The organism is Microbacterium sp. P2_F9 (assembly GCF_056403635.1).
Map to the genome: position 1 here is coordinate 1 of NZ_JBFUFC010000125.1, position 11,321 is coordinate 11,321.

The window sequence follows — 11,321 nt, forward strand, 5'->3', positions numbered from 1 at the left end:
AGCAGGAGGGACACGATCAGGCCGATGACGTCGGTCGGTCCGGGGTCGCCGGTGGGCGCGATGATCGTCGTCAGTCCCGTGGTGATCAGCTGGAACGGCAGACCGACGACCTGCGCGATCGCGCCGAAGATCAGCGAGACGATGACGACGATGCCGAGGGCCGGCCAGAACCGTCCGCGGGTGAGTCGCCACGATCGTCCGATCGCGCCGCCGATCGTCGCGTGCTCGAGGATGATCGCCGAGGGCGCGAGCAGCAGCTTCACGGTCAGCCAGAGGGTGAGGGGCACCGCGCCGAGCCCGAGCAGCAGGAAGAGCGCGATCGCGGCGGGCGGCGCGACAGTACCGGTCGCGAAGATGACGACGCCGCCCACGGCGACCAGGGCCAGCGTCGCGAGCACGAGCAGGAACGAGTAGCCGAGCAGGCGCCAGGCGACGGGCTTCACGCGGCGCCAGAGCGCGCCGAGGGTCAGCTTCTCGGCGAGGGCGGCGTGCGCGACCTCCGCCACGACCACGCCCTGGACGATGACGCCCAGTGCCCCCGCGGCGAGGCCCAGCACGATGCCCGCGATCGCGGTCAGCGCGATCGAGCCCGCCATCACGGCGTCGTAGTCCTCGCTCCCCGGCGTGAGGGTGTCCAAGCGGGAGAACGACGCCCATCCCACGGCGCCGACCGCGACGAGAACGACCAGGTAGGCGACGGCCTGCACGCACAGCGCGAATCCGAGGAGGACCTTCGGGTTCTGCCGGAGGGCGGCGAACGAGCGCCCGAGGATGGTGCCGAACGACAGCGGATGCAGCGGGATGATGCCCGGGCGGGATGCGGGCGTCCATGCCGGATAGGTCGTCACTGTGYCTCCTCGCGCGGCCTCGCCGTCCTCTCGGCGCGCCGGGCGATCCCTATCGTGTCACACCCCTCCGCGCGTGCTCGGCGCGGTCTCAGACACTGTCCATTACTCTGTGGAGAGCGTCACGGACCGGCGTGTGCGCTGCACGCGCCCCGAGGCCGCGAGAGAAGGACGAAACCCGCGCGATGACTTCACGCATCCTGGTGGTCGACGATGACACCGCTCTGGCCGAGATGATCGGCATCGTGCTGCGCACGGAGGGGTTCGAGACCGCTTTCTGTGCAGACGGAAGCAAGGCCGTCGACGCCTGGCGCGCCGAGCGCCCCGACCTGATCCTGCTCGACCTGATGCTCCCGGGCATGGACGGCATCGAGATCTGCACGCGCGTGCGCGCCGAGTCCGGCGTGCCCATCATCATGCTGACCGCCCGCACCGACACGGCCGATGTCGTGAAGGGCCTGGAGTCGGGCGCCGATGACTACATCGTCAAGCCGTTCAACCCGAAGGAGCTCGTCGCCCGCATCCGCACGAGGCTCCGCCCGGCCGCCCAGCCCGGTGGCGAGGCGCTGCGGATCGGTGACCTCACCGTGGATGTCGCGGCGCACGAGGTGCGCCGGGCCGACGAGGCGATCGCGCTCACGCCGCTGGAGTTCGAGCTCCTCGTGGCACTCGCCTCCAAGCCGCAGCAGGTCTTCTCGCGCGAGATGCTGCTCGAGCAGGTGTGGGGCTACCACTACAAGGCAGACACGCGCCTCGTGAACGTCCACGTGCAGCGGCTGCGTGCGAAGGTCGAGCTCGACCCCGACAACCCGAAGATCGTCACGACGGTGCGCGGCGTCGGCTACCGCGCCGGCGCGGTGGTCTGAGCCCACCATGACCCTGGCGGAGGCGCCGGCCTCGGCATCCCGCCGCATTTTCGCCTGGCTGCGGGAGTGGCGCGAGTGGCCGGACGACCTGGCGCGGCTGTGGCGGCGCTCGCTGCGGTTCCGGATCGTGGTGGTCACGCTGGGGCTCACGGCGCTCGCCGTGCTCGTGGCGTGCGTCTGGATGGCACTCCAGGTGCAGAACGACCTGTTCGTCTCGCGGCGGGACCAGGTGCTGGTCGACTCGCGCCGCGCCACGCAAGCCGCGCAGGAGTCGCTCGACTCCGCCGCCGCGCAGGGCGATGGAGTGCAGCTGCAGAACCTCATGCGCAGCGTCCAGGCGACGCTCGCCGAGCAGTCCTCGAGCGACATGATCGCCGCCTTCCGCATCGACCGCACGCCGTCCCAGATCGCGCCGCAGGACTTCACCTCGGGGGGACTCGAGGAGGACCTCATCTCGCCKGGCCTGCGGACGGCTGTGCGCGCCGACGCGGAGCAGCAGTGGTGGCAGTCCGTCGCGCTCCCCGCGCCGCTCGGCGGCACAATGCCCGGGATCGTCGTCGGTCAGCAGCTGCTGGTGCCGGACGTCGGTCCGTACGAGCTCTACCTCGCCTACGACCTCGGCAGCGCGGAGCAGACCCTCGGGTTCATCCAGGTGACCCTGTGGACCGTCGGAATCGGGCTCGTCATCCTCATCGGCGGAATCGCCTGGTTCGTGCTCCGGTCGGTCACGACGCCCATCTCGGAAGCCGCTGACACGAGCGCCCGGCTGGCCGCCGGCGAGCTCACCGTGCGCATCCCGGTGCGGGGCGAGGACGAGCTCGCCACGCTCGGACGGTCGTTCAACGCGATGGCCGACAGCATCGAATCACAGATCAAGGAGCTCGCCGACCTGTCGCTCGTGCAGCAGCGCTTCGTCTCGGATGTCTCGCACGAGCTGCGCACGCCGTTGACCACGATCCGGCTCGCGGCAGACATGATCAACGACCAGCGCGCCGACTTCGACCCCGCGACGGCGCGCGCCGCCGAGCTGCTGAACGCGCAGGTCCAGCGCTTCGAGGTGCTCCTGACCGACCTCCTCGAGATCAGCCGGTACGACGCCGGATCCGTGCAGCTCGAACTCGAGCCGACCAGCCTCGCCCAGCTGGCGGAGGGCGAGATCGCCTCGATGGAGCAGCTCGCCCACCAGCACGGCACCGACGTGCGGCTGGTCGCCCCTGGTGGCTACTCGCCCGTCGAGATGGACCCCCGTCGCGTCCGCCGGATCGTGCGGAATCTTCTCGGCAACGCGATCGAGCACGGCGAGGGCAGGCCGATCGTCGTCACGGTCGACAGCGACCAGCAGGCGGTGGCGGTGAGCGTGCGCGACTACGGCATGGGCATGAAGCCCCAGGACGTCGAACGGGTCTTCGACCGGTTCTGGCGCGCGGACCCTTCGCGCACCCGCACGATCGGCGGGACGGGCCTGGGGCTGTCGATCGCGCTCGGCGACGCGCGGCTGCACGGCGGCGAGCTGGCCGTGTGGTCGGAGCCCGGTCGCGGGTCCCACTTCGTGCTCACCTTGCCTCGACGGGGAACGAGGCTCACCGCGCCGTCGCCGATCCCGGTCGACCCGGGCGAGACCGCGACCGATGAGCTCGGACTCACGCAGCCGATCGTGGTGGAGACGGATGCCTCGCGGCGAGGAGGGTCGGCATGACCCGGCGCCGCGGCATCCTGGCCGCCTTCCTGGCGACGGCGGCGCTCGCGCTCTCGGCGTGTGCAGGCCTTCCGACGAGCGGACCGGTGACCCCGGGACTCCCGGCAGGGACGGATGCCGGCAACCCGGACTTCTCGTTCCGGCCCGACAGCCCGCAGCCGGGGGCGACGCCCGAGCAGATCGTCACCGGGTTCATCCGGGCCGGCTCCGGCCCGGCCGACAACTGGGCGATCGCCCGCGAGTATCTCGCCCCCTCGATCAGCAGCACCTGGGACCCGAGCGCCGGGGTGACGATCGACGTGGAGAGCGACCGCGACTACGAATCGCCGGCCGAGGACCAGGTCGTGCTGACCCTCACCGCTGTGGCCTCCACCGACGCGATCGGCGCCTACGCCCAGGTCGAGGCCGGTCCGACGGAAGTCCCCTTCCAGCTGGCGAAGCAGGAAGACGGCGAATGGCGCATCACCGAGGCCCGGGACGGCATCGTCCTGGATCGGGACCAGTTCGCGTCCGTGTTCCATCGCTACTCGCTCATGTACTTCGACCCGACGTGGGAGTTCCTCGTGCCGGACGTCCGGTGGTTCCCCGCCGTGAACGCGGCGACCCACATCGCCGACGCGCTCATCCAGGGCGGGCCGAGCCCGTGGCTGGCGGCATCCGTCTTCACGGCGTTCCAAGACGTCTCGCTCGCGCGGCCGTCGGTGCCGGTCGTGGACGGCGTCGCGCACGTCGAGCTCGATGACAGCGCGCTCGCTGCGACGCCGGACACGCTGTCGCGGATGCAGACGCAGCTCGATGCGAGCCTGGCATCGGCGAACGTATCGAGCGTGGAGATCTCGGTGTCGTCGACCCCGCTCGAGATCGAGCCCGTCAAGACCCGCTCGACCCGGGTGAGCACCCTGCCCCTGGTGGACACCGCCGACGGCTTCGGCTTCCTCTCCGGTGACCAGCTGGAGCCGCTCGACGGGCTGTCGGCCACGATGGCCACGGTCGTGCCCGCGGCCATCCAAGTGGCACCGGACGGCGACTTCGCCGGCGTGCGCCTGGTCGACGGGACGGTGGCCCGGGTGTCGGCGGACGGGGAGGTCGCCGTCTTCGACACCCGTGCGGGCCTCGTGGACCCCACTGTGGACCCGTGGGGCTACACCTGGAGCGCCCCCCGTGACGCGCCGGCAGGGCTCGCCGCGTTCAGCGGCAGTGGGGAGCGGATCGACATGACGGGCGCCTGGCCCGACGCGACGCAGATCGCCGCCATGTCGCTGTCCCGCGACGGGACTCGGCTCGCCGCGGTCGTGACCAGCGGCGGACGACCGGCACTGTGGATCGCCGGAGTGATCCGCAACTCCGACGGTGTGCCGTCGGGCCTCGGCGAACAGCCGCTCCTGCTCACGCAGCTGCCGGGACCTGGGGCGGCGCTCGCCTGGCTGGACGACATCTCGGTCGGGGTGCTCACCCGCAGCGGCGACGTGCCGGCGGTCGTCGATCTCGTCGTCGGCGGACCCACCGCCACGACGCTCGCGCCGGAGGGCGTCACGCAGATCGCCGGGGCGAACCAGGCGACCACGGTGCGGCTGCGCGCCGCCGAGGGCGCCCTCTATGTCCAGCGCGGGTCGAACTGGACTCAGACGGCGGAGGGGATCCTGGTGCTGGCGACCCAGCAGGGCCTGTCCCGCTGACAGCGGCGTCCTCTCCTCCCCACGGCACGAGGCGGGGCGAGAGCGAACCGTCGGGTCGATGCGGGCGCGAACCAGCCGCTGGCCGTTCAGGCTGGCCCGATGCAGTCTCCTCCCGTCGTCGTGCCCGCGTCCGTCCGCCGTGCGCTCGCGGATGCCCTCACGCTCCTCTTTCCGGTCGACTGCGCCGGCTGCGACGAGCCCGACGTCGTGCTGTGCGATGCGTGCAGCCGCGCGCTGGAGCCGGCCCCGACCCGGCGCCTGCTCCCCTCCGGACTGGCGGTGTGGAGTGGGCTGACCTTCGAGGGGACGGCGGCACGCGTCATCCGCTCTCTCAAGGAGGACGGCCGCACCGGGCTCGCCCGGGCACTTGCCCCTGCGCTGCGCGCCGCTTCCACCGCGGCTGCCGGCCGCGATCGAGCCCTCGTCGTGCCGATCCCCACCTCGCGCGCGGCCATGCGGCGTCGAGGGTTCCGGGTTCCCGAGCTCGTCGCGCGCCGCGCCGGGCTCACCGGCAGGTCTGTGCTCGCGCCCACCCGCCGCACCGCTGACCAGCGCGGCCTCGACCGCGGCCAGCGGCAGGCGAACGTGGCCGCGTCGCTCGCGGCGCGGACGAGTGCGCCGGATGCCGGCATCCGGCGCGTCGTCGTCATCGACGACGTCGTCACCACCGGTGCGACGCTCGACGAGGCGGCACGCGCGTTGCGCGCTGCTGGATGGGACGTCGTCGGGGCGGCGACGATCGCCGCGACGCCCCGAATGGTCACCGGCGCGACACATTCGAAAGTCATAGGTGACTTCCCGGTGACGCGGAGATAGCGTGGGGAGGACAAGGCGACTGACGGTCCGCCCTTGACCGGGCGGACCGGAACAAGGAGGTCAAGGATGGAATCGAGCATCGTCGGCGTGGGAGTGGGTATCACCGACCGCTTCCGATCGGTTGTCGAAGAGAAAACCCTCCGGATAGAGCACCTTGCTCCTCGCGCGCAGCGAGTCGACATCAAGGTGACGCACCGGGCGTACCACAACGGACGCATGGAAGACGACACCGTGGAGCTCACCCTCACCGGGAAGGGCCCGATCGTCCGCGCCGAGGCGACCGACGCCGACAAGTTCGCGGCGCTCGACCTCGCGGTCGACAAGCTGTGCGAGCAGCTGCGTCGAGCGAAGGACAAGCGGGTCGATTCGCGCAATCACCCGCGGGGCGCGAAGTACGAGAAGGAGACCGGCGCCCTCCTGGGCATCGACGTGCAGCCGGTGTCCGTCGAAAGGCTCCGCGCCGTGGCGACCGGCGAGATTCCGGTCATCACCGGGCCCGAGGACGAGGCGGACTACACCCCGGTCGTCATCCGTCAGAAGAGCTTCGATGCGGAGTGGATGACCGTCGAAGAGGCCGTCGACCGTATGGAGCTGGTCGGCCATGACTTCTTCCTGTTCATCGATGCGCGCAGCGATCATCCGAGCGTCGTCTACCGACGCAAGGGCTGGGACTACGGGGTGATCGCACTGACGGCCCAAGCGGCGTCAGAGCTCGCGTCCTGACCTGACGACACGAAGCGGATGCCTCGGCTCGAGGCATCCGCTTCGTCGTATGCACTTGCGGCGATATGCCGCGGCACGTCAGAATCACCCGAAACAGGGGGAGGACGCTGCATGCCAGCTCCGAAGTGGATCGTTCCGGTGTCGCTCCGCGGATATCAGCGCAGCTGGCTGGGGCCGGACATCCTCGCCGGAGTGATCCTCGCCGCCGTGGCCATCCCCGAGGTGATGGGCTACACGTCGATCTCGCAGACACCCATCGTGACCGGGCTGTACACGATCCTGTTCCCGCTCGCGGCCTTCGCGCTGCTCGGCTCCTCGAAGCTGCTGGTCGTCGGTGGGGACTCGGCGACCGCGGCGATCCTGTCCGCTGGCCTGCTCGCGGCAGGGATCGGAGGGCTGCAGCCGGGCTCCGCGAAGTGGGTCGCGCTCTGCGGGCTGGCGGCGCTGCTGTGCGCCGTGCTGCTGGTGCTCGCGCGGGTGCTGCGGCTCGGCTTCCTCGGCGACTTCCTCTCGGCCTCGGTGCTGATCGGCTTCCTGACCGGCGTCGGGATCCAGGTCGCCACCGGGCAGATTCCGGACATCCTCGGGATTCCGAAGGGAAGCGGCAACTGGTTCCAGCAGCAGTGGGCGTGGATGACCTCGCTGGGTGAGGTGTCCTGGCCGACCTTCGCCTACGGGGCCGGGACGATCGCGATCATCCTCGGCTTCAAGCTGTTCCTGCCCAAGGTGCCAGGGCCCATCATCGCCGTGGTCGGACTGCTCGCGGTCGCGACCATCACCGACGCGTCGTCCTACGGGGTGGACGTCGTCGGGGCGATCCAGGGCGGACTCCCGCCGATCGGCCTTCCCGTCGGCATCACCTGGGGTGATGTGCCTGCGGTCGCGTCGACGGCGTTCGCGTGCTTCGTCCTGATCATCGCGCAGAGCGCCGCGACCTCCCGGAGCTTCGCGATGAAGCACGGCGACCGCGTCGATGTGAATCGCGACATCGTCGGACTGGCCGCGGCGAACCTCGCGGCGGGCCTGAGCGGCACCTTCGTCGTGAACGGCTCACCGACCAAGACGCAGATCCTCGACGAGCAGAAGGGCCGCTCGCAGATCGCCAACCTCACCGTGGTGCTCGTCACGCTGGTCGTGCTGCTGTTCCTGACGAACCTGCTCACCGACCTGCCTAAGGCCGTCCTCGGCGGGATCGTGTTCCTGATCGGCATCGACCTCATCGACGTGAAGGGCCTGCGCCGCATCCTGCGCCGCCGGCCCATCGAGTTCGGCATCGCCATCGTCACCGCGCTCACGGTGTTCCTCGTGGGTGTGACCGCGGGCATCTTCCTCGCGCTCGCCCTGTCGCTGCTCGACGTGATCGCGCGGCAGTACCGGGCTCGCGACTTCGTGCTCGGCACCGGCAGCAACGGCGGCTATGCCTACAACCCCGCCAAGCCCGGCCAGCAGAGCGAGCCGGGGCTCGTCGTGTTCCGCTACGAGGCCGACCTCTTCTTCGCGAACGCGAGCCGATTCGCCGACGACGTCCAGGCAGTGGTGGACGGGGCGCCGGACAAGGTCCGCTGGGTCATCCTCGACTGCGCCGGCATCAGCGACATCGACTACTCGGCCGGCCAGGTGATGTCCGGGATCATGGACTTCCTCGACTCGCGCGGAGTGACCCTGATCCTTGCCCGGCCCGACGAGGTGCTGCTGGAGACGCTGCGCCGCTACGACATCGAGTCGCGCATCCCCGCAGACCGCGTCTTCGACGATCTCAGCGCCGCGGTCGCAGCTTTCCCGCGCACGTAGCGCCGCGCGGAAGCCACCTGCTCGCGTTAGCGGTCGCCGTGCGTGCGGCGGGGGCCTCCGGTGTCGGGGCGGATCTCGATGAGCTTGCCGGAGATCCGGGTCTCCGCCAGGCGCGCGAACGTCTCGGGCGGCAGGTTCGCCGGCAGTTCGACGAGCGAGAAGTCCGGGCGGATCTGGATGGCACCGAAGTCGCCGCGGCTGAGGCCGCCTTCGTTGGCGAGGGCGCCGACGATCTGACGGGGCTCGACGCGGTGACGCTTGCCGACCGCGATCCGATACGTCGCCAGGCGGCCGTTGCTCGGTCGCTGCCGACGTTCGCCGCGGTCGCCACGGTCGTCGCGATCGAATCGGCCGGGGCGGTCTCCCCGGTCTGCGYGGTCGTCGAACCCTCGGCGCTGCTGCTCGGGCTCGGGCTCGAGCAGCAGCGGAGACTCGCCCTGCGCGACCACCGCGAGTGCGGCGGCGACATCGACCTCGGGCACGTCGTGGTTGCGCACGTAGTGTGCGATGACGTCGCGGAATCCGTCGATGCGGTCGGTCTGGGCCAGCGCCGCGCTGATGCGGTCATCGAACCGGGTCAGGCGGGTGATGTTGACGTCGTCGACGCTCGGCAGCTGCATCTGGGTGATCGGCTGGCGCGTCGCCCGCTCGATCGATGACACGAGGTTGCGCTCGCGCGGTGTCACGAAGCTGATCGCGTCTCCCGAGCGGCCTGCGCGACCGGTGCGCCCGATCCGGTGCACGTACGACTCGGTGTCGGTCGAGATGTCGAAGTTGACCACGTGCGAGATGCGCTCGACGTCGAGGCCGCGGGCGGCGACGTCGGTGGCGACGAGGATGTCGAGCTTGCCCGACTTGAGTTGGTTGACGGTCCTCTCGCGCACGGGCTGGGCGACGTCGCCGTTGATCGCCGCCGCGGAGTACCCTCGCGCCCGCAGCTTCTCGGCGATCTCCTCGGTCGCGCTCTTGGTGCGCGCGAACACGATCATGCCCTCGAAGTTCTCCGTCTCCAGGATCCGAGTCAGGGCGTCGATCTTCTGCTGGTAGGACACGATCAGATAGCGCTGGGTGGTCGTCGCCGAGGTCGTGGTCTTCGTCTTGACCGTGATCTCTTCGGGGTCGTTCAGGTACTGCTTCGACATGCGCCGGATCGTCGAGGGCATCGTGGCAGAGAAGAGGGCGACCTGCTTGGTCGCCGGAGTGTCCTTGAGGATCGTCTCGACGTCCTCGGCGAACCCCATCTTCAGCATCTCGTCGGCCTCGTCGAGCACGAGGAATCTCAGCTCCGACAGATCGAGCGTGCCCTTGTCGAGGTGGTCCATGATGCGGCCGGGCGTTCCCACCACGATGTGCACGCCTCGGCGAAGCGCCGAGAGCTGCACGCCGTAGCCCTGGCCGCCGTAGACGGGCAGGATGTGGACGCCGCGGACATGCCCCGCGTACTTCTCGAACGCTTCGCAGACCTGCAGGGCGAGCTCGCGCGTCGGGGCGAGGACGAGGGCCTGCGGGGTCTTCTGCGCGAGATCGAGCCGGTCGAGGATCGGCAGGGCGAAGGCGGCCGTCTTGCCCGTTCCGGTCTGTGCGAGGCCGACGACATCGCGGCCGGCGAGGAGGGTCGGGATCGTCGCCGCCTGGATGGCGGAGGGCGTCTCGTAGCCGACGTCGCTCAATGCCTTGAGCACCGACTCGCCCAGGCCGAGGTCGCGGAATGTGGTCGTTTCGGGCTCGGCGGGAGCCTCGGACTCGACGTGGTCATCGGATGTGGGCACGCTTCAGGCTAGTCCGCGCAGTGGGTCTCCGACAGGATCCGACGCCCAGAGGCTGCCCGCGAGTGCGTCACGCCGCCGTAGTGCCGAGTTTGGCGGGCCGTCCGCGCTTGGGCCGCGCCGTCGAGAGACCGAGCGCCATGGTGTGGTGCTGGTGCCCCGCGAGGCGGTCCTCGGTCCGGTCGAGCCAGCGCATCTCCGCCTCGGCTCGGGAGATCATCGCGTCGACGACGAGCGCCCGCGCGAACTCCTCCCGGTGGTCGTGCGGCCCTCGTGGGGTCCTGGCATCGGTGAGGCGCTCGAGCCGCGCGAGCGCAGCGAGCCGTTCCGTCTGGATGACCGCCGCGACGTCGGCGCCTGGGAGGGTCGCCGCGAGTGCGATCTTCACCGCGAGCTCATCACGCCCGCCCTGCGGCCGATCCAAGGGCGCGGTCAGCCAATCGCGCGCGCCCGCGCGCCCGGCATCCGTGATCTCCCAGTAGACGTGACCCTCGTCGTCGATCTCGCTCTTCGCGACGAGGCCCTCGCGCTCGAGTCGTTCGAGGGTGTTGTAGATCTGCCCCACGTTGAGGGGCCACACCGAACCGGTGCGGCGGTCGAACTCCGCCCGCAGCTGATAGCCGTAGCACGGACCCTGATCGAGGATCGCGAGCAGACTTCCCCTCACGGACATGGATCTCCTCTTCGGGTCAGTCGATCTCGTTGCCGAGTATATGAATACCGAGAAGCGAATTCATCGGATGCCGCAACCGGCGTGTCGCCGGGGCAGGGTGCCGCGGCATCCACAGCCCACTCCAAGATCACGGGCAGGTAACATGGGGAGGTATGCCTGCGCGCGGAAGCCGGTCGCCCCGGAGTTCCGCGCGCTGACCCGATAGATGGGAACTTTCCGTGGTCAATCCGCTCGAGAAACTGCTCCGCGCCGGCGAAGGCCGGATCCTTCGACGCCTACAGCAGATCGTGAAGGCCGTCGGTGCCCTCGAAGACGAGTACACCCAGCTCACGGACGACGAGCTGCGCGGCGAGACCGCCGAGCTGCGGGCCCGCTATGAAGCCGGCGCGACTCTCGACCAGCTCATGCCGGAGGCGTTCGCGGCCGTCCGCGAGGCCGCCAAGCGCACGCTCGGTCAGCGCCCCTACGA

General features: G+C 70.2%; 10 protein-coding genes. 7 read left to right on the forward strand and 3 right to left on the reverse strand.

Annotated features, from left to right (window positions below; translation table 11 throughout):
• The coding region (locus AC1DVT_RS13260) for a DUF7847 domain-containing protein (RefSeq protein ID WP_477389528.1) at positions 1 to 848 on the reverse strand (848 nt) is incomplete at its 3' end.
• 182 nt (positions 849 to 1,030) lie between these two features.
• Between AC1DVT_RS13260 and mtrA the strand changes: the two genes are divergently transcribed.
• From mtrA to AC1DVT_RS13290, 6 genes are all read left to right on the forward strand, one after another.
• The gene (gene mtrA, locus AC1DVT_RS13265; protein WP_457101046.1) at positions 1,031 to 1,711 is read left to right on the forward strand and encodes an MtrAB system response regulator MtrA; all 681 of its coding nucleotides are present in this window, start codon (positions 1,031 to 1,033) and stop codon (positions 1,709 to 1,711) included.
• Between the two features lie 7 nt (positions 1,712 to 1,718).
• Positions 1,719 to 3,407, forward strand: a complete 1,689-nt coding sequence (mtrB, locus tag AC1DVT_RS13270; RefSeq protein ID WP_457101047.1) for an MtrAB system histidine kinase MtrB — start codon at positions 1,719 to 1,721, stop codon at positions 3,405 to 3,407.
• Positions 3,404 to 5,083 carry an LpqB family beta-propeller domain-containing protein gene (locus tag AC1DVT_RS13275; protein ID WP_477389529.1) on the forward strand — a complete coding sequence of 560 codons (1,680 nt, stop codon included), beginning with the start codon at positions 3,404 to 3,406 and terminating at the stop codon, positions 5,081 to 5,083. Before mtrB ends, AC1DVT_RS13275 begins: the two co-directional genes overlap by 4 nt.
• A gap of 99 nt (positions 5,084 to 5,182) precedes the next feature.
• The gene (locus tag AC1DVT_RS13280) at positions 5,183 to 5,899 is read left to right on the forward strand and encodes a ComF family protein (RefSeq protein ID WP_477389530.1); all 717 of its coding nucleotides are present in this window, start codon (positions 5,183 to 5,185) and stop codon (positions 5,897 to 5,899) included.
• 66 nt (positions 5,900 to 5,965) lie between these two features.
• Positions 5,966 to 6,622 carry a ribosome hibernation-promoting factor, HPF/YfiA family gene (hpf, locus tag AC1DVT_RS13285; RefSeq protein ID WP_457101050.1) on the forward strand — a complete coding sequence of 219 codons (657 nt, stop codon included), beginning with the start codon at positions 5,966 to 5,968 and terminating at the stop codon, positions 6,620 to 6,622.
• 111 nt (positions 6,623 to 6,733) lie between these two features.
• Positions 6,734 to 8,413 carry a SulP family inorganic anion transporter gene (locus AC1DVT_RS13290; protein WP_477389531.1) on the forward strand — a complete coding sequence of 560 codons (1,680 nt, stop codon included), beginning with the start codon at positions 6,734 to 6,736 and terminating at the stop codon, positions 8,411 to 8,413.
• 26 nt (positions 8,414 to 8,439) lie between these two features.
• Here AC1DVT_RS13290 and AC1DVT_RS13295 read toward each other — a convergent pair whose 3' ends face one another.
• Positions 8,440 to 10,182, reverse strand: a complete 1,743-nt coding sequence (locus tag AC1DVT_RS13295) for a DEAD/DEAH box helicase (RefSeq protein WP_477389532.1) — start codon at positions 10,180 to 10,182, stop codon at positions 8,440 to 8,442.
• Positions 10,183 to 10,249: 67 nt separating this feature from the next.
• Positions 10,250 to 10,852: a PadR family transcriptional regulator gene (locus tag AC1DVT_RS13300; protein ID WP_457101053.1), complete on the reverse strand. Its 603-nt coding sequence runs from the start codon at positions 10,850 to 10,852 to the stop codon at positions 10,250 to 10,252.
• A gap of 218 nt (positions 10,853 to 11,070) precedes the next feature.
• Here AC1DVT_RS13300 and AC1DVT_RS13305 point away from each other — a divergent pair.
• On the forward strand, positions 11,071 to 11,321 hold a 251-nt coding region (locus tag AC1DVT_RS13305), incomplete at its 3' end, for a hypothetical protein (protein WP_477389533.1).